Source organism: Nostoc sp. (assembly GCF_035638895.1).
Lineage (GTDB): Bacteria > Cyanobacteriota > Cyanobacteriia > Cyanobacteriales > Nostocaceae > Nostoc.
Genome location: NZ_DASQZC010000246.1, coordinates 15406 through 35518, shown reverse-complemented (window position 1 = coordinate 35518; position 20113 = coordinate 15406). Strand labels below are relative to the sequence as shown.

The 20113-nt window shown below is 41.5% G+C and carries 22 protein-coding genes and 1 riboswitch; of the genes, 18 read left to right on the top strand and 4 right to left on the bottom strand.

The window, feature by feature from the left end; genetic code table 11:
- A partial coding sequence (locus tag VE944_RS11960) for a tetratricopeptide repeat protein (RefSeq protein WP_324977080.1) occupies window positions 1–1458 on the top strand: 1458 nt, incomplete at its 5' end.
- Between the two features lie 208 nt (window positions 1459–1666).
- Here the strand turns inward: VE944_RS11960 and VE944_RS11955 are convergent.
- Window positions 1667–1843 carry a hypothetical protein gene (locus VE944_RS11955; RefSeq protein WP_324977078.1) on the bottom strand — a complete coding sequence of 59 codons (177 nt, stop codon included), beginning with the start codon at window positions 1841–1843 and terminating at the stop codon, window positions 1667–1669.
- Window positions 1844–1939: 96 nt separating this feature from the next.
- Between VE944_RS11955 and VE944_RS11950 the strand changes: the two genes are divergently transcribed.
- The 7 genes from VE944_RS11950 to VE944_RS11920 all read left to right on the top strand — a co-directional run bounded on the left by VE944_RS11950 (window position 1940) and on the right by VE944_RS11920 (window position 6087).
- Window positions 1940–2674 (top strand): hypothetical protein, encoded by a 735-nt coding sequence (locus VE944_RS11950; RefSeq protein ID WP_324977075.1) that lies wholly within the window; start codon window positions 1940–1942, stop codon window positions 2672–2674.
- Window positions 2664–3137, top strand: a complete 474-nt coding sequence (locus VE944_RS11945; RefSeq protein WP_324977072.1) for a DUF2726 domain-containing protein — start codon at window positions 2664–2666, stop codon at window positions 3135–3137. The genes VE944_RS11950 and VE944_RS11945 overlap by 11 nt, the downstream gene beginning before the upstream one ends.
- 104 nt (window positions 3138–3241) lie before the next feature.
- On the top strand, window positions 3242–3445 hold the full coding sequence (locus VE944_RS34125; RefSeq protein WP_414690124.1) for a DUF6888 family protein: 204 nt from the start codon (window positions 3242–3244) through the stop codon (window positions 3443–3445).
- Window positions 3442–3657, top strand: a complete 216-nt coding sequence (locus VE944_RS11935; RefSeq protein WP_414690123.1) for a DUF6887 family protein — start codon at window positions 3442–3444, stop codon at window positions 3655–3657. Before VE944_RS34125 ends, VE944_RS11935 begins: the two co-directional genes overlap by 4 nt.
- A gap of 75 nt (window positions 3658–3732) precedes the next feature.
- A riboswitch (TPP riboswitch) is annotated at window positions 3733–3829 on the top strand.
- A gap of 7 nt (window positions 3830–3836) precedes the next feature.
- Window positions 3837–5210 (top strand): phosphomethylpyrimidine synthase, encoded by a 1374-nt coding sequence (gene thiC / locus VE944_RS11930; protein WP_324977063.1) that lies wholly within the window; start codon window positions 3837–3839, stop codon window positions 5208–5210.
- Between the two features lie 65 nt (window positions 5211–5275).
- Complete coding sequence (locus VE944_RS11925) at window positions 5276–5662, top strand: hypothetical protein (RefSeq protein WP_324977059.1); 387 nt, start codon at window positions 5276–5278, stop codon at window positions 5660–5662.
- 146 nt (window positions 5663–5808) lie between these two features.
- Entirely contained in the window at window positions 5809–6087 is a 279-nt protein-coding gene (locus tag VE944_RS11920) for an ATP-grasp domain-containing protein (RefSeq protein ID WP_324977090.1), read from the top strand.
- Between the two features lie 290 nt (window positions 6088–6377).
- Here VE944_RS11920 and VE944_RS11915 read toward each other — a convergent pair whose 3' ends face one another.
- Entirely contained in the window at window positions 6378–8369 is a 1992-nt protein-coding gene (locus tag VE944_RS11915; protein WP_324977052.1) for a S8 family serine peptidase, read from the bottom strand.
- A gap of 566 nt (window positions 8370–8935) precedes the next feature.
- On the opposite strand from VE944_RS11915, the gene VE944_RS11910 reads away from it, so the two are divergent.
- The 5 genes from VE944_RS11910 (at window position 8936) to VE944_RS11890 (ending at window position 12180) form a co-directional block, all read left to right on the top strand.
- Complete coding sequence (locus VE944_RS11910; RefSeq protein ID WP_324977049.1) at window positions 8936–9061, top strand: hypothetical protein; 126 nt, start codon at window positions 8936–8938, stop codon at window positions 9059–9061.
- Between the two features lie 401 nt (window positions 9062–9462).
- Window positions 9463–10047 carry a hypothetical protein gene (locus VE944_RS11905; protein WP_324977047.1) on the top strand — a complete coding sequence of 195 codons (585 nt, stop codon included), beginning with the start codon at window positions 9463–9465 and terminating at the stop codon, window positions 10045–10047.
- A gap of 164 nt (window positions 10048–10211) precedes the next feature.
- Window positions 10212–10571, top strand: a complete 360-nt coding sequence (locus VE944_RS11900) for a Rieske (2Fe-2S) protein (RefSeq protein WP_324977044.1) — start codon at window positions 10212–10214, stop codon at window positions 10569–10571.
- A 292-nt stretch (window positions 10572–10863) separates the two neighbouring features.
- Window positions 10864–11877 carry an alpha/beta hydrolase gene (locus tag VE944_RS11895; protein ID WP_324977041.1) on the top strand — a complete coding sequence of 338 codons (1014 nt, stop codon included), beginning with the start codon at window positions 10864–10866 and terminating at the stop codon, window positions 11875–11877.
- A gap of 63 nt (window positions 11878–11940) precedes the next feature.
- Window positions 11941–12180 carry a hypothetical protein gene (locus VE944_RS11890; protein WP_324977038.1) on the top strand — a complete coding sequence of 80 codons (240 nt, stop codon included), beginning with the start codon at window positions 11941–11943 and terminating at the stop codon, window positions 12178–12180.
- Window positions 12181–12248: 68 nt separating this feature from the next.
- On the opposite strand, the gene VE944_RS11885 is transcribed toward VE944_RS11890, so the two are convergent.
- The gene (locus VE944_RS11885; protein ID WP_324977035.1) at window positions 12249–13271 is read right to left on the bottom strand and encodes a tRNA-dihydrouridine synthase family protein; all 1023 of its coding nucleotides are present in this window, start codon (window positions 13269–13271) and stop codon (window positions 12249–12251) included.
- Between the two features lie 215 nt (window positions 13272–13486).
- Here VE944_RS11885 and VE944_RS11880 point away from each other — a divergent pair, with 215 nt between their 5' ends.
- Window positions 13487–14281 carry a peroxiredoxin-like family protein gene (locus tag VE944_RS11880; RefSeq protein ID WP_324977032.1) on the top strand — a complete coding sequence of 265 codons (795 nt, stop codon included), beginning with the start codon at window positions 13487–13489 and terminating at the stop codon, window positions 14279–14281.
- A 240-nt stretch (window positions 14282–14521) separates the two neighbouring features.
- On the top strand, window positions 14522–15382 hold the full coding sequence (locus VE944_RS11875; RefSeq protein WP_324977029.1) for a sulfurtransferase: 861 nt from the start codon (window positions 14522–14524) through the stop codon (window positions 15380–15382).
- A gap of 226 nt (window positions 15383–15608) precedes the next feature.
- Here VE944_RS11875 and VE944_RS11870 read toward each other — a convergent pair whose 3' ends face one another.
- On the bottom strand, window positions 15609–15800 hold the full coding sequence (locus tag VE944_RS11870) for a hypothetical protein (protein WP_109009697.1): 192 nt from the start codon (window positions 15798–15800) through the stop codon (window positions 15609–15611).
- A gap of 886 nt (window positions 15801–16686) precedes the next feature.
- Between VE944_RS11870 and VE944_RS11865 the strand changes: the two genes are divergently transcribed.
- From VE944_RS11865 to VE944_RS11855, 3 genes are all read left to right on the top strand, one after another.
- Window positions 16687–17259, top strand: coding sequence for a methanogen output domain 1-containing protein (locus tag VE944_RS11865; RefSeq protein ID WP_324977021.1), 573 nt, complete (start codon window positions 16687–16689; stop codon window positions 17257–17259).
- Between the two features lie 46 nt (window positions 17260–17305).
- Window positions 17306–18640 (top strand): ATP-binding protein, encoded by a 1335-nt coding sequence (locus VE944_RS11860; protein ID WP_324977017.1) that lies wholly within the window; start codon window positions 17306–17308, stop codon window positions 18638–18640.
- Window positions 18641–18821: 181 nt separating this feature from the next.
- Window positions 18822–20027, top strand: a complete 1206-nt coding sequence (locus VE944_RS11855; protein ID WP_324977015.1) for a glutathione S-transferase family protein — start codon at window positions 18822–18824, stop codon at window positions 20025–20027.
- Window positions 20028–20113 lie beyond the last annotated feature (86 nt).

The window sequence follows — 20113 nt, the reverse complement described above, 5'->3', positions numbered from 1 at the left end:
AAAGCGATCGCTGATTATATCCAAACAATAGAAACTAGTACCCAGTTAGCTGATAATATCAATATTGATATTGCCAATGCTTATCATAATCGGGGTGTAGCTTGTTTTGAAAGCGGCGATCATCAAGGTGCGATCGCTGATTTTCAGCAAGCTTTACAGTGGCATCCCAATTTTGCCGCAGCTTACAGCAATCGCGGTAATATTCACCATATCTTAGGAAATTTTCACGAAGCGATCGCTGACCACGACCGAGCATTACAATTAGATCCAAACTTGGCAGAAGCTTATCATAATCGAGGTAATGCCTACTACTCTTTAGCAGATTATCAAAGTGCGATCGCTAATTTCAACCGCGCCCTAGAAATCAATCCCAAGTTTGCCGGAGCATATTACAATCGGGGACTGGTTCTTGCTCATCTCAAAGAATATCATCAAGCAATTGAGGATTTTAACCAAGCATTAAAGTTCAATCCTGATGATGTGCAAGCCTATTCTGAGCGAGGTCTGATTCGTAGTACTCTTGGGGATTATGAGGGTGCGATCGCAGATTATGACCAAGCGTTACAAGAAAATCCGACTCTAGCTTTAGTATACGGCTTTCGGGCGAATGCTCGTCGCCGACTGGGAAATTATCAAGGTGCAATTGAAGATAGTAATCGCTTATTACAACTCAATCCTAATTTAGCAGAAGGATATTGCGATCGCGCCGCGGCTCGTCGTTCTTTAGGAGATTATAAAGCAGCAATTAAAGATTACGATCGGGCATTGCAAATTAATGATAACTTAGCCGCAGCTTATTACGGTCGGGGGATTGCCCGTGAAGCTTTGCAAGATTTACAGGGAGCAATTGATGATAACACCCAAGCAATAGAGTTGGTTCCTGAATTTTCTCAAGCCTATTGCAATCGAGGAAATGCTCGTCGTCTTTTAGGAGATGAACAAGGAGCGATCGCAGATTATAATCAAGCATTAGAAATTAATCCCGATTTAGTTGAAGCATATTACAACCGAGGTTCTACCCATTATGCTTTAGAAGCTTATGAAAATGCGATCGCAGATTACACCCAAGCATTACAAATAAATCCTCAATCTGCTGCATTTTACAGCGATCGCGCTAATGCTCACTATGCTCTAGAAGATTATCAAGGGGCAATAGAAGATTATAGTCGAGCGATCGCGATCGACCCTAGCTTTGCAGAAGACTGGTACAATCGGGGTCGTAGCCGTTCTTTGCTGGGAGACTTACAAGGGGCGCTTGCAGACTTAAACCAAGCCTTGCTGCGTCAGCCTAATTGGGCTTCAGCTTACATTCTTAGGGCAGATGTCTATCGCAATCTGGGAGACTCTCAACGAGCAATTACAGATTTCCAGAAATCAGCAGACTTGTATTATCAAGAAGGAAATATCCAGTATTACCAACAAATTATTGAGCTAATTGAACAACTTCGTAATTCGTAATTTTTGTGTTAAATTCCCCTTCTTTAGCAGATGCTGTGCATAGCTTGCTTTCCTAAAAGGGCAAATCTATAGGTCGATACAGTTCAGTTATATCATGTCCCTACTTGTTAAACAGCGAGTTTAACAAACCTCTCCCTGCCTTGAACTGTCGTTCAAGTCTGTCCCTCTCGCCCGTCGGAGAGGGACGGTTTGGCGTAGTAAAACCTTCTTAGAGGTTTCTTTTACTCAGGTATAATTCGCGCAATTGGGCAGTGGATGAGGCAATGTACAAAGTAAAGGCGATCGCTCCATAATACCGATAGTTAAAAGCTTTTGGCTGAAGAAGTGAGGGTGCGATCGCCTTTAGTATAGTCATCAAGCTATAGGGAAAATAAGCACTTCCCATAAAATCTAAAAATCTTAGCTAAGACTATTGGATTATTTAAGAATAAGCGTTACACTATTCCCATGAACCTTAACCAAGGTTTTTGGGAATTAATTCATGTCAAAAATTATATATGATGTTATCCAGCGTTTTGAGGTAGAAAACGGCGTTCCCCGTTTGATTTCAACAAATATCCAAGTGATTGAAGGCGGGGAAGATTTGCTGTCTTTAGCTACCAGTCTGCTGGATAAACTTGGTTTTTATGACAAGTTTGAGGAAAAGCGCACATCTCAATATATAGGATATAAATTAAAAAATCCTGGAAAAGGAGCTAAACGTTATCAATTGATTTTATCTCAAAGACAGGATAGTTTATGTATTTCTATTCCTAAAACACTACTAAAACAGCATATTTTATATATAAATATTCCTGATGGAAGAAATGAGGCAGTTGATTTAGGTGAAGATCCAACTGGAAAATATTTTAATGACCTTGCAATTACCTCAAAATTTATTTGGGTTAGACCTGGTAGAACTTTCGCTTTTAGGCAATTAGTTAATCATTACAAAATTTCTATAGACACATTGCCTCAGCAAGATCCTGAAGTGGACGATGAAGATGAAGAATTCAGCTTTGATTTAATGAGTTATATTGACGTAACCTATCAAGGAAGCAATCTATATAATTTTGAAAAAATAATAAGTAAATATAATATAGCTCTATATGTTGATGAAGACAGACTATTTCCATATACAGGTCAGTTGTCTGTAGTTTCCCATGAAATTCTAGAAGAATTACTTACATATTTTGTTAAATATATGATGATGATGGAAAAAATTAATGAGCATTAAATCAAAAAGATTAATTAATTCTTACGAAGAAAGGATGCTGGAATTTCTGCAAACCTGTGTAGATGAAAATTATAAAATTCATACACAGGTTAGCTTATGTCAATTTTGTGAACTAGACAGCAACCTTGATATAGAACTGAGAAAGTTTTTCTTTAGCTCCAGTGTGGACGCTCTAATCACTAATTCTGACTACAAACCTTGTTTAGTAGTGGATTTTCAATCTTCATATCATGATTATCCTGAAGCAAGAGAGCGCGATCGCAAAAAGGCAGCCTTACTCGCTCTTGCAGCAGTTCCTTTACTTTATTCACGGGTAAAAGACTTTGGATTATTACATCTTTACTCTCAATCTGAAGAAGTAGTATGTAATTTATTTACAGGAAATCGGCGAGAAAATGCCCAAGCCCTAATTAGAAAGTATTGCGAACAATCTTTTTCTTCTGATGTTCGAGTTACAGCTTGATAAACTCCAATATCATTGCACACCAATAGCTATAAACCTCTGCAATCGCAAAATTAACAAACTATGGTATTGCTTTGACCTCATTAAATTACTATAAAATATAAATAAGTTTTTATATCAAAGGAGTTGTTATACTTCCAACAGCAGTACAAGCCCTAAAGTGTGTCTACCTGTGTCAACTATTGACAACTGCGTACAAACCAATTTACATGGTGCGTCTGGATGAGCGCACTGGAAAAATATTCATCTTAGCTGGAGAAGATATAGAAATTGTGATTAGTCGTGATGGCAACTGGGAATATCCATGAGTAAACTAAACTTTCATGCTATGAGCAATGCAGAATTACGCGCTTATGTCATTGCACATCAAGATGATCAAGAGGCTTTTTACGCGCTTGCGGATCGTTTGACGGCAAAACCTCCTACTGCGACTTATCCCGCCTCAATGACTCCAGAGGAGATTCACAAGGCAGTATCAGACATTATTCAACAGAAACAGCGTAGGCGCAGCCCGTCGTAGACATCGCCAGACTCCGAAAAAACAGCATAATTTATTAACACCCTTGCCTCTAGATATAACGAAGGTGGTACACTACATCCATGCTAGGGGTGCCTACATAACCAGGCTGAGATCACACCCTTAACACCTGAGTCTGGGTAATACCAGCGGAGGGAAGCTGTTTATTGAGGAATTACAATATGCGGACAGAATGGGTTGCTAAACGACGTGGGCAAAGTAATGTATCTCAAATGCACTACGCCCGCCAAGGTGTTATCACCGAAGAAATGCACTACGTCGCCCAACGCGAAAATCTCCCTGCTGATCTCATTCGTGAGGAAGTGGCGCGGGGACGAATGATTATCCCTGCTAATATAAATCACACTAACCTAGAGCCAATGGCTATTGGCATCGCCTCTAAATGTAAGGTAAATGCTAATATCGGCGCTTCTCCCAACTCTTCTAATCTTCAGGAAGAAGTTGATAAGCTGAATTTGGCGGTGAAGTACGGTGCTGATACCGTAATGGATTTATCCACAGGCGGCGGTAATTTGGATGAAATTCGTACCGCCATCATCAACGCTTCCCCTGTTCCCATTGGTACAGTGCCAGTTTACCAAGCTTTAGAAAGTGTCCACGGCACAATCGAAAACCTGACTGCTGATGATTTCCTCCATATCATCGAAAAGCACGCCCAGCAAGGAGTAGACTATCAAACTATCCACGCAGGGATTTTGATTGAGCATTTACCTTTGGTGAGAAATCGCATCACTGGTATTGTCTCTCGTGGAGGCGGTATTTTGGCGCGGTGGATGTTGCATCACCACAAACAAAACCCGCTTTATACCCACTTCCAAGATATTATTGAGATTTTCAAAAGGTACGATGTCTCCTTTAGTTTAGGAGATTCCCTGCGTCCTGGCTGCACCCATGATGCTTCAGATGAAGCACAATTAGCTGAATTGAAAACCCTTGGACAGCTAACTCGCAAAGCCTGGGAAGATGATGTACAGGTGATGGTGGAAGGGCCTGGACACGTCCCAATGGATCAAATTGAATTCAACGTCCGTAAGCAAATGGAAGAGTGTTCTGAAGCACCTTTCTATGTTTTGGGGCCATTAGTGACAGACATTGCTCCCGGTTATGACCATATCACTTCAGCCATTGGAGCCGCAATGGCTGGATGGTACGGTACTGCAATGCTGTGTTATGTAACACCTAAAGAACATTTGGGCTTACCAAATGCCGAAGATGTGCGGAATGGGTTGATTGCCTATAAAATAGCGGCTCATGCGGCTGATATTGCTAGACATCGCCCTGGTGCAAGAGATAGAGATGATGAACTTTCTAAGGCGCGTTACAACTTCGATTGGAACCGTCAGTTTGAATTATCACTCGATCCAGAAAGAGCTAAGGAATATCACGATGAAACTCTGCCAGCAGATATCTATAAAACTGCTGAGTTTTGTTCGATGTGTGGGCCTAAGTTCTGCCCAATGCAAACTAAGGTTGATGCTGATGCGCTGACAGAATTAGAGAAGTTCTTGGCGAAAGAGGCGGTGACTCACAGCTAACAGATTGTCTTGTGTCGTTACAATAGTTTTTTATCTGCAAAACTAGACGTTCTTTGGGGCAATTCATGAATTGCCCCTACCTCAAAACCAGAGTTTCGGCTCTTGTGTGCGAACTTCCGAGTAAAAAGGCTCAACTGCCGAGTAAAAAGGCTCAACTGCCGAGTAAAAAGGCTCAACTGCCGAGTAAAAAGGCTCAACTGTCGAGCAAAAAGGCTCAACTGTCGAGCAAAAAGGCTCAACTGCCGAGTAAAAAGGCTCAACTGTCGAGTAAAAAGGCTCAACTGCCGAGCAAAAAGGTTCAACTGTCGAGTAAAAAGGCTCAACTGTCGAGTAAAAAGGTTCAACTGCCGAGTTCAAAGGTGGTAATGAATACAAAAATCACCTTGATAGGGCTAGAGATTGGGTGGGTATTTTCCAAGGTATATTTAAATTATGCGATCGCAAATACATAAAGCAAAAAATGCTCTGCCGATTGTGATTCTCGGAGGTGGTTTTGCAGGATTGTTTACAGCACTCCATCTCAGAGAGTTACAGAGTTCCGTCCGATATAATTAGTAATTAGCTGTATATTCAATCCAAATAGACATTTCGGGGCAGCATTGAAGGAGGTATTTGTGTGCGGCGGATTGAAGATTTTGTGTCTGAAACCGAGAGGCGTTACTTTGTCGTATATGGTAAACCTTTTGCCGCTTTACCAGATGAAGAAATTCCAGAGATTGTTTCTGAGTGTGCCAAGCGGATTAAAAGTCAGTTCTTTTCTGTGGATGTAATAGAGCGTAGAGATGGTACTAAGCGAATTGTAGAAATTGGTGATGGCCAAGTCTCAGATATTGTTGGATGGACGGCTGAACGTTTTACCCAACTGTGGGTAGAGTGATGATTGAAGCTTTGCGATTCCTTCCCGTAGGGAAGTTAAAGCGCCTTGCGTTTAAATTTCAACTCGCCACGAAATTCACGCAAAAAGGTTGGGTTTTGCGATCGCTCACCCAGCCTATAATTATCCTTAAGCCAATACCCTTGGTCTAAAATCCAATTTCATATCATGTCCGCTTGATTGCTTATTAAACCCGAAGAACCCCACCCCGCCAAAGCTACGCTTTGTCTCCCCTCCCCGCAAGCGGGGAGGGGCTGGGGGTGGGGTGTAGTGGATGTGGTTAGCATAACTATCTATGCGGACATGATATCAATGGTCAAACTGCGAATCTTTCCTGTATCTGCGTCAGTTTTATCTGCAACTTCTAGAGTCCAGGTTCCTTGAGGATTTTTACCTTTAAGGGCAGCAAGTTTAAGGGTATTTATCTCGTCATAAATAGTTTTAATATTATCTGTAGCTCCGCCCTGGCGATTGTGCAGAATTACAGGAAGTACGCCTGTTTGCACTGGGGGAAGAAGAGTAACTATAAGATCGCCAATAAAAGTATGCTCGATGTCTACATTAACTTTGATAGATTTTATCAGGTTAGTACTAGCGATCGCCAACGACAATGTTGATGTTTGTAAGTCGTTAATTGGGACATCTTGCACTGCCTGGAATCTGGTGATGGGTAATTTTTCAGGTGGCTTGGCCAATTCTACAGCTTTCAGAGCATTCATGCGACCGTAACCGTAGAAGGGACTACGACCATTGGTATCATATTTACCTCCAGCTTGATCAATGCGATCGCAAGAGCGTTTAATAATATCTCGCACTTCGTCCCAACGCAGATTTGGGTTTCTGGCAATAATTAGGGCTGCAACACCAGCTGCACCCGGACAAGCACTGGAAGTTCCGCCGAATTGGTTCGTGTAGTTGCCTGGAGCGTCACCCAGATTCCGATTACCCGAATTATAGCCAACTACACCAGAGCGATCGGTTGTCCAAATTCCACTGGTTTGAGAACTCTCACCATTGTTGCTGGGGAAGGCACACCAGACCGCCTGACCAAAGTCACTGTAAGCGCTTCTCGTGCCGTAATCGTTACAAGCTGCCACAGCAATCACCTTTTGGTAGCTGGCGTAGCCATCATTATCGACGCTTTCGTTACCATTGCCAGCCGCAAATAAAATTACACAGCCCTTGCCGTTGCGTCCCTTATTGATTGCAAACTCTATAGCAAGGCGTGTGGAATCAGGCAGAGGTACTTTCTGGTTATGTACAGGATCGTTTCGCTCAAACCAAACACCGTCTGAGGGCCCCCAGCTACAAGAGATCACATCAGCACCATTTTGAGCCGCCCAAACAAAAGCATCTGCTTCATCCTGCGACCCCAGCGCCGAAGCTAAACGAATTGGCATCAGCTTTGCACCCGGTGCTACACCAGATGCACCAAACTTGCCGTTTGCACAAGCTACTCCTGCACAGCCCGTCCCGTGGTTATTGTCGTTTCCTGGGCTGGGATTGTCAGTTTTACGTGTGACATCACGCGGAGCAACAATTTTTCCAGAGGAACGGAACTCTTCATGATCGAGATCCACACCGTCGTCAATAATTGCAATAATCGTCCCAGTGCCATCGCTCAACTTCCAAGCTGCCTCAACGTTGGCATGGGCGTTAATTACCTTACCATTAATTGTTGTTTGCTTTAAGTGCCACTGCTGCGGGAAAACCTGACGTTGGCGTAACTCCCGCACTAGTTCAGGATGGCACAGATCAACTGATTCTTCATTCAAAAGTCTTTCGGCGATGTCAAAGATGGCTATACCAGTATTTGCAGATGCACTGACAAAGTAAGCATTTGGTGCATATTCCAGTTGGCGTTTAATTGTTAAGTCGTAACGTCTTAAGACCTCTTGGCAAACCGTTAACTCTTCTTCGCTATGGAATTTAAGGAAGAGGTTTTCGGTGTAAATTATAGGTTGTTGGGATACTGGATCGACAAGAACACGTCCGGCAAATTGGACTTCAGGCTCTTGGTTGAGAATTTCACGGGCGCGATCGCGCAAAGCCACACCTTCAGTCGGAACTTTCGCTCGCAAAATTTCTACACCCGCTTGCCGAAACCGTGTTGCTAACTCGAATTCATTCAGGATACTGCGAGCTGTAGGTGATATTGGTGCGACTTCAAAAGGTCTTGCACCAATAAGAGCGCTGCGGCTTTCGGTACGCACTACAACGTGTTCGTCACTGATAGCAAGTTCATATTGTTGGCCATTCTGCCCACCATAACGAACTTGAACCATAATTTTATCTCCTGGGATATTTGGAATATTACTATCGTGAAGTACCCCAACTTGCTTCGCTGAAGTTGGGGCTTCCAATTCCAGAAAAACAATGACGGTCTTATTCGTTTTCGGAGTTTCCCGTTTCTTCCGCTCTTGCCACGTTAGGGACTCTTATTTCTAAGAGTTCGGGACTGAACCCGATGATGGTCTTACAAAGCGTCCACAGGCAGCCGCCCGTCTACCACAGGCAGTTTGATTTTTGTTTTGCACAACACCGCTTGGATTCACGACAATAGTCAACCAGCTAACAGTGTTCTTTCCCCGATCTACCGATTTGTCTGCGGCAAGTATCTTACTACTACTTTGACGTTAGCCTGTCTGTTCAATACGGTCGGGTGGGTTAGCAACCATTTATATAATATCATGGATGTATCCATCATAGTGATACATTATGAAAGAAAGATCCATTAGAGTTAGATTGTCGCAAAAACGAAATGACAAGCTTAAGGCTTACGCACAAAGCAAAGAAAAAACAGTTACGCAATTGGTTGAGGATTGGATCGACAGGCTGCCTATCCCCAAGATTGACGACGACTCAACCACCCCACTCCCTAATCAATCTGACGATTGATGTCGGTCGGAGATGCTTTCGTCGTCGTCCGGCTATCCATCCCCACCGTACAGACGGATGGGGAATTCCGCCGAATTAGTTAAAAATTGGGCATTGGGCAAAACAGTTAGGAGTTAGGAGTTAAAAGTTAGTTTATGGATGCTTCTGATTTCATGTGTTATATGTGTATTACGGTTTAAAAAGATACAACTCAAACAGAATTTAATCTATCTAAGTTCATACAAGCTTTCGATTCGTCTTTCCAGAAAAGAGGGATTCAAGGTCAGGCTGTTTTACGAATCTTCAATATGAATAAAGGCGTATAGCTCAATACAGTTCAGTTAAGCTTTTTTCTTCCCCCCTGCTTCCTCTGCCTCCCCTGCCTGCCTTAACAGATAAATTTGCTTAACCCAAGCGTATTGGCGTATAGCTTGCATTCCGATAGAAAATTTGTATTCCATACCATTGAAAAACGCTATAACATCATTAGAACTTGAAAAAATGTTTTATTTCCCAGCAGAGTATTTTCTACAGGTGTACTCTTTACCCCTGATTCCTGAAGTGAGATTTCAAAAAGATTACTTTTCTGAGTATCCTGAAGAAATTCGCGTTGGCAGCGATGCCTACGCCGGGCTACGACTACGCACTGCTGTATCTTACACTCGTAAGCCTGGATATTATGCGATACATTACAATCAACCCAAAACCCTGGTAACAGGAGCTATTTTACAACTTAACGATGGTAAAATAGCAGTTTTTCTAGGCGAACCCAATCAATCAGAACAGGGAACACTAAGTCCAATTTACACATTACAACCAAATGGTTCTTTAGCAGTACCAACCGGGCTTATTTTCATCCGCTTTGCTGAAGGCGTTGATGTGAAGTCGCAGCCAGAGGTAATTAATCGAGTCGGTTACGAAATAGTAGAAAGCCTTGACTATGCACCTCACACCGCTTGGTTGCGTGCCCAATCAGGTAATATTGCAGATGCGATCACTAGGATTTCTCAGTTAGAAGCGATACCTAAAGTTGAGAATATTGAACCTCAGATGCTTATGGAAAGAGGCTTGAGACTAGGGCATTGATTTCCTTAGAAATATTTTTCATGAACCTATTAATCCTATGGTGAGGACAAAAGAGCTAAAAGCTGTGGGGGTGAAAGCTTTTTGACTCCCTAGTACTCAAAGGCGATCGCAGTGGTTACAATTGCGAGAAACTGAAAGCAGATTAATTAGGAGAGGAGAACCTAATGAGTTGGACTAAAGTTCTTGCAGTTGAAGCACTTTCCCCAGGTACGCGACAAGTGGTGAAAGTTGGCAACCGGAAAATTCTGGTTTTGAACCACGAAAATCAGCTTTATGCTGTAGATAACTACTGTCCCCACTTAAAATTACCCTTGAAAAGTGGGAAAATCACTGAAGATGGAGCAATAGTTTGTACCTTCCATCGCAGTGCTTTTGACCTACGGACTGGTGAAGTACAAGGCTGGTGTTCTTGGCCACCTGGTGTTGGTAAAGTACTCTCGATGGTTTCGCCACAAAAAGCATTGCCAGTATTTCCTATTCGTGTGGAAGAAGGCAGTATTTGGGTTGATGTACAAGAGGAATAGCGCCCTCTCCCTGAATTTTTTGCAATATATTTAGTACAGCGCGGCGGAAATCAAGCTACCATTCAAAAGTCAAAAGCTTTGATATACAAAACTTTTGACTTTTGACTTCCGCAAAACACTATCTTTGATAGAGCAATGGCAAATTTTTTTAGCTCGGAACCTAAATTTTATTTTATTAAAAATCTTTTACTTTTCTGACAGGGTAACTCAAAAATATATCCTCTGTTAGATCCCAAGTAACTACTTAATTAATAAAGTAAAATATATTATATGTAAAGACAATAAGTAATAAATGAAAGTTGGCATCCAAAATACAGCAGAAATCCTGGAGCAAGTTCACCAATTAGAGTCTACACTAGGTCTTAAAAACGAAGCCTGTCGTTCCAAATTTTTAATTCATCCTTACTTAACGTCAAAAGTTTTTTTGTTTTTGCATGGTTTTACAGCAGGCCCTTACCAGTTCGAGCCGCTCGGTAAAGCCTTCTTTAACAAGGGATATAACGTTCTGATTCCTTTACAACCTGGTCATGGACGCTCAGGCAACTGGAATCGTCAAAATCCTCCACCACTACCAACAGATATTCAGATATATCAACAATTTTTACTCAAATGGTTGCAGATTGCAAAAACGCTAGGTCAACAAGTTGTAATTGGAGGATTGTCAACAGGTGGAACTTTAGCTGCTTGGTTAGCTTTAGAGCATCCCCAGGAGATTGACCGCACTTTATTGTTCACGCCTTATTTAGCTAGTCGTTACTCACTATTGGATCAACTTATCAAAATTCTGCCAATTTACTTTGAATGGTTCAACAAAGATGCATCTGGCAATTTTGGTTATAAGGGTTTTTGTCTCAAGGCATTACGGATATTTCTTCAATTGGCAGAAGAGGTTTTAGAAAAGGCTGAAGGCTGTGTTTCTGCTCCTATTTTAATGGTATGTAGCGAAGGAGATCATGCTGTTAACCGTTCCAAACAACAGGATTTTTTCCGAAGGGTAGTTAACCAGCAACCAAAATCCTGGTATTACTGTTTCGATGATTCGCTTCACATTGAACATCGGATGATGACAAAACTGGAAGACAATGATTATGAGGAACTGGTAATCACCCTTGCTAAAGCTTTTGTGGAGAGTGATTTGACTTGGGTAGAGTTTGAGCAAATGGCAAAGTTGACAGCGCAGGGACAAGCCTATGACCAAATCATGCTCAAATTCAATCTCGATAGTCAAGTTTCTCAAGAGCTATCTGCAATGATGACTCAAGCTTTTGGTTGTGAGGATCTCAAGTGCATCAATCCATACGAATAATGCATAATACCTTTTGATTACTAAGTACAAGATGCCCTGTCCCTTTCCAATGTCTAAAATCTAATGACCAGAACTGCTGGAAATAGAATTATCGGCGTTGCAGAACGGTGGGATGAATTGAGGGAAGCAGGGGGAGAATTTTGGAAGTTGCTAAATCATCCCGCAACTATGCAACGCCGAATTATCAACCAGTTGAGGAAAATCGGTAATTCAATCTGGAGCGATCGCATTCAGATTTGTTGTCCACAGTTATATCATGTCCGGCAGATTAGTTATAATTCCGGCATCTGTGCAAAAACTTGAAAACTCTTTTTCCCCCAGCTAATAGCCCCCTTGCGCTCTTAATGATAAGTCTTTAACCGGACACGATATTACACGCTCTTTAAGGGTGTTAGGGCTAAAGTTTTGGTCAAATCAGTAAGGAGAAAACGATCGCAGAGGTTAAACATTTCTACCTCGGTAGAGGTCTGTCGCATCAGCCGGAGGAAATCACCTTCAGTGTCAACACTTAGGGCAATGTAGTTAAGAAACATTTTTAGGTAGCCTATGCGCGATCGCTCTGGCATAGTTGCTGCGGTGGGGGTTTGCCATAAACGATCAATATAGTTGCGTACCTCTACTAAAGGAACGGGCGTGATCGTCTCGAAGCGCAAAGCCTGCCGAATTTGATTAAAAAGCCAAGGATTGCCGATCGCCCAGCGTCCCACCATTACACCCGCCGCGCCCGTTTGAGAAAGCACTTTAAGGGCACTTGTCGCAGAGTGGATATTGCCATTGGCAAGCACTGGACAATCAACCCGTTTCACCGCTTCAGCGATCAAATCATATTTCACTGCTCCGTGGTACATATCTTTCACAGTGCGACCATGCAAACTCAGTAAATCAATGCTGTGGCGATTGATCATATCTAGAATTTCGTAAAAATTATCTGTATTTTCAAAGCCTAAGCGCATCTTGACTGTCAAAGGTCGATCGTTCACAGCAGAACGCAGTTCTCCCAAAATCCGATCCACTTTTTCCGGTAATAGCAGCAATCCACCCCCAACATTCTTACGATAGATTCTAGGTGCTGGACAGCCCATGTTCAAGTCAACTCCAGCGATATTATAGTTGCAGAGTTCTTTTGCTGTTCTTACTAAATCTGGAATGCTTTCGCCAATCATTTGAGCAAAAACAGGGCGACCCGTGTCATTTTCGGTGATTGCTGCCAGAATGCTACGATTGAGCCGTGAGGTATCATTCACCCGGAAATACTCGGTGAAAAAGTAGTCAGGGCTGCCGTAGTGAGCAATCACCTTCATAAACCAGAGGTTTGTTACATCCTGCATGGGTGCAAGAGCCGTTAAGGGTAGGTCTGAATGCAGCGATTGGGGGAGCGATACCTGGGACGACATAGAGATGAAGAGCGTTCGACAAAACATCACTCTATCAAAAAATGCTTACTTGTTAGCAAATACAATAGATTTGTCGCCTAATAAGGGACTTCCAACTAAAAAAATATCTCATCGCTTTGGCGAGATGGCATTGCATATGCTTGTGTTCATGGTTAAATTTACACTACTTCCTTAATATCAGGATAATTGAATTAAATACTTTTGGCCTCACGTACATGAATACTCAAACAGGCACCAATTCTCCAGATATTTACTCGATTTTGAGTCAAACTCAACGCTTGCGAGTTAGTGATGGAGAGATTAAACCCGTTTTAGACGGCTGCTCAAATACTTCAAAGTTGCTCGTGCTGATTTGGTCGCAGTTAGGAGATTTTGATAATTTAGAATACGCTTGGTGGCTGCGAAGAGAATTTGAAGAGATTGAAGCAAGAGGAATCACAATTCGCGCTATTGGAATTGGAAACCGCAATTCTGGAAGCAAGTTTTGTGAATATACGGGCTTCCCTCAAGAATGGTTGTTTGTGGATGCAAAAGCTGAAATTCACGCTTTTTTGGGGCTTTATCGCGGTTTGACTATACAATTCCCAATGCTATCAACGTCACAAAAAGCTTGGCTGAATTTAATACTAATGTGTGCTGGGATTGCTAGCCCAGGAACTCTGAAGGAAGTTTTTCGAGGTTATAAAGGTGATTATAATGCTCCTCAGTTAATTGCTGATGAGGAGGTTGTCAGGAATACACCTTTACCACCAATAAAAGGTTCATTTTTCAAAGCTGCTGGAGGAAAAGGCTTTCAGCGTCCTTTTGAATTAGCAACCCTGCGTCTACGGAATATGACCGAAGTTTTGAGCAACTGGAATATTTATGTACCAGATTCATCTTATTTGACACAACGGGGAGGAAGTTTTCTATTTGATTCTCAAGGAAAATTAATTTACGAACATCGCGATCGCGGTATTCTTGGTTTTGCTGAAAATATGAGCAATCCCTTATCTTTTTTGTATAAGTAATTTATTGTCATCGAAAAAACGATTACGGATTGCAACAAACTGAATACGAAGCGCACTGTAACTGTAAATAAACTTTATTCAAAATTCTGGATTCTGGATTCGGAATTATTACATTCAAACAACACGTACCAAAAGTTATCTGGTAACATTCTACATTCATTATTCTGTAATTTGCATTCCAAAAAGCAAATCTACCAAGGGCGATAATGCCTACTGGTACAATAACAGAAGCATGAAGCCGTGAATGCAAAACTCCTTATTTCTCCTCAAGAACTCACGTCTCTGTTAGCAAAAAAATCATCACAGACTGTCATTATCGATACGCGAAGTCAAGAAGATTATTTTATTTCTCATATTCCTGAATCCATAAATATTAGAGATTTTTTCACCTATCTTTTAGAGAATTCTTCCCCAACAGGATTAAAGGAACTGCAAGAGTATTTTGCAGAAATTATGAGCAGAGTAGGAATATCTGGTTCAGAACAGTTAATTGTTTATGAAGATGCTTTAAATAAAGGTTATGGTCAATCTTGTCGAGCAGCTTTCTTGCTGAAGTATTTGGGTTGCGCTCAGGTATCTATTTTACACGGAGGATATAGAGCATGGCTCAAGGCAGAATTACCTACTACCGATGAAGTTTTAAAGCGTGAAAGCAGCATATTTAGATTGCATCCCAACGCTGACATAATGGTGACTACTACCGAGATGTTGCAAGCAATTGACAATCCAGCAATTATTAAATTAGATGTGCGCGACAGTTCAGAATGGCTTGGGCTAAGTTCTTCTCCCTATAATCCTGATTTTTGTCCTCGCAAAGGTAAAATCCCTAATGCAATATGGTTAGAATGGCATCGTCTGATGAATTCTGAATTAGAAATCCCTACGTTTCGCTCGCCAGAAGAAATCCGAGAAATTTGTCAATCACTAGGTATTACTTCAAAGTCCATTGTGTACATTTACTGCTTTAAGGGTTCAAGGGCTGCTAATACATTAATAGCCCTTGAAGAGGCAGGAATTTCTGCTAGAAATTATTTTGGCTCTTGGAATGAATGGTCTCGTGATTTTTCATTACCCATTGATAACAGAGTAATCAGCCTGTAAGCTTGCTGATAGTTAGGGATGTCTACGGCAGGCTACACCTACGCACATCTTGTTTATATTTTAAAATGCATTTGCCCTGCGTGTAGGCGTAGCTGGTCATAGGCATCGCGGACTCTGTTTCAACTATTCTTTAAATAAGAAAGATTAGGCACACAATTCATGCATTAAAAATACTGTAAATCTTCCTAGTAATTAATCCCTTTTATTACTGAGCTTTATTCTTTAATCAAACATCAACATTTATCTGTTCTATCTGTCTAGCAGCTTTATCCCAAAGCTTTGCTGAAGTCTCATCTTGCCAATGAGTTCTCAAATTTTCCGCTTTTTTGTGACATATTCGCTCTAGCATTTCTAATATTGCGGATAATGTCAATTTATTAATTAATGTTTCTAAAATTTCCATATATTCTTTTTGCATGATATTTGCCTCCTTAACATCATTTGATATCTTATGATAAAACTCATCTACATGTGCTTTATGTTATTAAACAATAGATTAAGATTGATTGCAGATTCCTAATCTCCTGCCAGCTTGTATACCCAGTTTAGCCTATTTTAAATACTTAATGTTAATAATTTATTTTTAACAGATTAAAAAACTGTTTAATTTAAATATTTCCTCCCAAGTTTATGAAATTTTTTACCTAAGTTCAAAATAAGGTAGGATAACTAGAAAGGATGAATTTTAATGCAATGAACTATGCCCCGTCGGAGGCGATGGCTTCTCTCCGTTCGCGCAGCGTGTCGCAGACAGGCGCTACGATAACGCCCGCCGTAGGCATCGGCATTGGTTGGTCATGAGTTGCGTAATGATAATGGCATCGGTCAACGAGTAGCTAAGGCGTTGCAGTTATCAAACATGAAATCTATTACTGTTCACTAACTCACCCCTGAACTTGCTGAAGTTTTGGTAATCCCTTATTTATATTTTCCTCTCCTTAAAGTCGCAAAATAGGGTTAACCCGGATTGGTCACAAACTAAGCATAATCTCTATAGTATAACCAGCAAAAATTACTAATATTTGAAATGTAGATTCGTTTTTTCGTAAGTATTTTATAGCCTCTAAAGCAGGTACTTATAAATATTTTACTGAATTGCATTAATGCATTTATTTACTATTAAATATATTGATGAAGGAATGGGTTAGGATTGGCGATCGCTCCTCAAATGGTCGTTAGTAAGTACATACTGCTAAGTTTAAGTTAGTTTTGTAGCCAATTAGGGAAAACTATTCTTAGTAAAGACGGTACTTAATTAAAAAATTTTGGTGTGTCACTAACTTTCGCTTAACTAAGTATCATTCATGCTTGCCCTCTCTAAAAATTTAGGAAATAACACCATCATGATTCATATATCTTCGCTCGACGAACAAATAGAATCCTTAGAATTACCGATCGAACGCGATCAGTTTCTGCGTACAATGATTAGAGAATTGGCTGGAACCCTACAAGATGTCGTTGGGATTGAACAGGCAGAAGGCTTTTTAAATGTGGTCGGCTATCGAACAGGTCAACATGTCAATCAGGTATACCAGAACGCTTTGCAACTGTCAAATCTTTCTCGTAGCCAGGTAACTGCCGTCCTCATAGATTGGAAACGCCGGATTCAAGGCGACTTTTACGTGATTGAAGAAACTGATGAGAAAATCGTTTTAGGCAATCGCAAATGCCCCTTTGCAGAACAGGTAGAAGGGCGTGAAGCCATGTGTGTCATGACATCTAATATATTTGGCGCAATCACAGCCGACAACCTTGGCTACGCTAGAGTCGAGTTACAAGAAACGATTGCTAGAGGCGCACAAGAATGCAAAATCGTCATTCATCTTAAACCTAGCGAAGTATTAGACTTTGTAGCACAAGAATACTTCAAAGCATAGTAGTAGCCTCAAACGGTAAAGATCCCTGCTTCAGTACCTTCAGATCATGACACCCGATCAATTTTTAAAGTTTGCCCAGGTTTTACCAGAAGCTCTGCTTCTTGTGACTAGCGCAGGTGAAATTTTAGCAGTTAATCAGCCTGCTGCCAGGCTCTTTAATAAGACCAGTAAAGCACTTATTGGTCAATGTCTTACCGAGTTTGTTACTGATTCTTCACAGAAAGTCATCGACTATCTTCGAGCTTGCTCTCAAAGTCGTCAAATGATTTTGGGAGTTTTAACTATCCAACAAGCCCAAGGAGAGGGAATTGCTTGTCGTAGCCAAGGATCTGTGATCGAGCCGCGATCGCCAGAAAGCCCAGCCATTAATTTACTGCGGTTAGAAAAGCGGACGAGCGATCAATTCGTTGTGCTTAACCAAAAAAATCATGCACTGAGTAAAGAAATTCAACAACGCCAACGCATTCAGGTAGAACTCGCACAATCGAATGAAACCTTAAGACAAACTTTGCTCAAACTGCAAAATGCCCTAGAAGTCGTCCAAACGGAAAAGATGTCTGGGCTAGGACATTTAGTCGCAGGCATTGCCCATGAAATTAACAATCCGATTAGCTTTATTCATGGAAATTTGACTTATGCTAGTGAATACTATGATAATTTACTAAAACTGGTTCAACTCTATCAGCAAGAATATCCCAATCCAAGCCGAGTAATTCAGCAAGAAATTGAAGCCCTGGATCTTGATTTTATTCAACAGGATATCAAACAATTACTCCAGTCAATGCAGACAGGTTCCGAGCGGATTAGCGAGATTGTTAAATCTTTGCGAAACTTCTCTCGATTAGATGAAGCAACATTTAAGGTGGTTGATATTCATGAGGGTTTAGAGTCTGCATTGATGATTTTACAAAGTCGGCTCAACCCTAGCAAACGGCATTTTGGTATTGAAGTGATTAGGGAATATGCAGAATTGCCTTTGGTTTGTTGTTCTCCTGGGCAACTCAATCAGGTGTTTATGAATCTCCTGAATAATGCGATCGATGCTTTAGAAGAAGCTGAACAAATGCGATGCTCTCCGACCGATCACAGGTCATCGCAAGAAATAATGCAAAATGATCCTAGTCGGATTTGGATTCGCACACAGAAACTAAACGATCGCTACATTGCAATTTTCATCAAGGATAACGGTAGCGGAATCCCTAGCCAGATTCATAATCAGATATTTAATCCCTTCTTCACCACTAAGCCAGTCGGTAAAGGGACAGGATTAGGATTATCAATTTGTTACCAAATTATCGACAGCCATGATGGTCGAATTAATGTGATATCTGATCCAGCTTGGGGAACTGAATTTAGTATCGAGTTGCCTATTATTTGCTGATCAACTAATAGCATTGCTGTATTTATCTTAGAACTATTAGTTCTGATAATTTCATAAATTTCTGACATAAATACAGAACCTAAAATTGCTGTTGAAGATGTTGTTAAATATAATGATTTTAACCTCTCACAGATGGTAGAGTACAGAATTGTCCTAAGTATTGCCCTACGCAATTCACCCTATGACTACCGCACCCTTAAGCTGGCAAGAACTAGAAACTCTCACGGACTATCAAATAGATACCGTTAATGGTCTCACCAACGCTAGAGCCAGGTTGCGCTTGTTTGGTCAACCAGAATCTGATGTGCGGGTAACGTTATACCGCGATAACCACGCCTGGTGTCCTTACTGTCAAAAAGTTTGGTTATGGCTAGAGGAAAAACAGATCCCCTATCGCATCGAAAAAGTAACCATGTTCTGTTATGGGGAGAAAGAAAGTTGGTACAAACGTAAGGTACCATCAGGAATGCTCCCCGCGATCGAGCTAGATGGGCGGATTATTAAGGAAAGCGATGATATTTTGATCGCTTTGGAAAAGGTATTTGACCCATTGAGCCAAGGGATGGAAGACCTCACGGTGCTTCCTCTACGTCAATTAGAACGACTTTTATTTAGAGCCTGGTGCGCTTGGCTGTGCTCTAGAACCGATTCTTCTCAACAAGAACAACGCAACCAAGAACAATTTATCAAAGTGGTGGCTAGGGTAGAGGAGGCTCTCGCTTGCACCTCAAGCCCTTACTTTCTAGATAGCTTCGGCATCGTCGATGTCATTTTTACGCCATATCTCGAACGGATGAATGCGAGCCTTTACTACTACAAAGGCTATTCCCTGCGTTCGGAAAACCCTCGCTTGAGCGCATGGTTTGCGGCAATGGAAAGCCGACCGACCTACTGCGGTACCCAGAGCGACTTTCATACCCACGTACATGATTTACCGCCCCAGATGGGGGGCTGTTGGGAAAACGGCGAAACCCAAATGCTTCTCAATAAAGCGCAGGTGGATAATGGTCCTTGGTTTGGGCTACCAGATGTTACTTATCCAGAACCCGAAAACTCCCGTATGGAAGCTCTTCAACGAACTATCGAACACCGCACCAATATTATCCGAGTCAACCCCTTAAATGATAAATTGTTTGATCAAGCGCTACGTTGTGCTTTAACACACATGATGATAGGTAAAGACTGTGTACCTCCATCGGGATCTGATGTCGCTCTACGATATCTGCGCGATCGCATTAATGTACCGCGAGACATGTCCATCTACGCAGCCAAGCGATTGAGGGAATCCTTGGAGAAAACCGCAGCCCTTGCTGGTTATGGCCAGCCAGCCCCCATTCCTACTAAGCATCGACGAGATCAAGACCCGTCTAACTTTGCAATCAAGTAGGATTCAGCTATCCATCCTGGCAGATTGCGCTCCTCTAACAGTTAACATGAATAGTTATCTTGGTTTCAAGCTTTGACATAAGGCGT

Bases quoted from the DNA above. Each gene is read 5' to 3' on its own strand.
- VE944_RS11955 (WP_324977078.1), bottom strand. From the start codon at position 1,843: ATGGGAAGTGCTTATTTTCCCTATAGCTTGATGACTATACTAAAGGCG.
- VE944_RS11950 (WP_324977075.1), top strand. From the start codon at position 1,940: ATGTCAAAAATTATATATGATGTTATCCAGCGTTTTGAGGTAGAAAAC.
- VE944_RS11945 (WP_324977072.1), top strand. From the start codon at position 2,664: ATGAGCATTAAATCAAAAAGATTAATTAATTCTTACGAAGAAAGGATG.
- VE944_RS11935 (WP_414690123.1), top strand. From the start codon at position 3,442: ATGAGTAAACTAAACTTTCATGCTATGAGCAATGCAGAATTACGCGCT.
- thiC (WP_324977063.1), top strand. From the start codon at position 3,837: ATGCGGACAGAATGGGTTGCTAAACGACGTGGGCAAAGTAATGTATCT.
- VE944_RS11925 (WP_324977059.1), top strand. From the start codon at position 5,276: ATGAATTGCCCCTACCTCAAAACCAGAGTTTCGGCTCTTGTGTGCGAA.
- VE944_RS11915 (WP_324977052.1), bottom strand. From the start codon at position 8,369: ATGGTTCAAGTTCGTTATGGTGGGCAGAATGGCCAACAATATGAACTT.
- VE944_RS11905 (WP_324977047.1), top strand. From the start codon at position 9,463: ATGTTTTATTTCCCAGCAGAGTATTTTCTACAGGTGTACTCTTTACCC.
- VE944_RS11900 (WP_324977044.1), top strand. From the start codon at position 10,212: ATGAGTTGGACTAAAGTTCTTGCAGTTGAAGCACTTTCCCCAGGTACG.
- VE944_RS11895 (WP_324977041.1), top strand. From the start codon at position 10,864: ATGAAAGTTGGCATCCAAAATACAGCAGAAATCCTGGAGCAAGTTCAC.
- VE944_RS11890 (WP_324977038.1), top strand. From the start codon at position 11,941: ATGACCAGAACTGCTGGAAATAGAATTATCGGCGTTGCAGAACGGTGG.
- VE944_RS11885 (WP_324977035.1), bottom strand. From the start codon at position 13,271: ATGTCGTCCCAGGTATCGCTCCCCCAATCGCTGCATTCAGACCTACCC.
- VE944_RS11880 (WP_324977032.1), top strand. From the start codon at position 13,487: ATGAATACTCAAACAGGCACCAATTCTCCAGATATTTACTCGATTTTG.
- VE944_RS11870 (WP_109009697.1), bottom strand. From the start codon at position 15,800: ATGCAAAAAGAATATATGGAAATTTTAGAAACATTAATTAATAAATTG.
- VE944_RS11865 (WP_324977021.1), top strand. From the start codon at position 16,687: ATGCTTGCCCTCTCTAAAAATTTAGGAAATAACACCATCATGATTCAT.
- VE944_RS11860 (WP_324977017.1), top strand. From the start codon at position 17,306: ATGACACCCGATCAATTTTTAAAGTTTGCCCAGGTTTTACCAGAAGCT.
- VE944_RS11855 (WP_324977015.1), top strand. From the start codon at position 18,822: ATGACTACCGCACCCTTAAGCTGGCAAGAACTAGAAACTCTCACGGAC.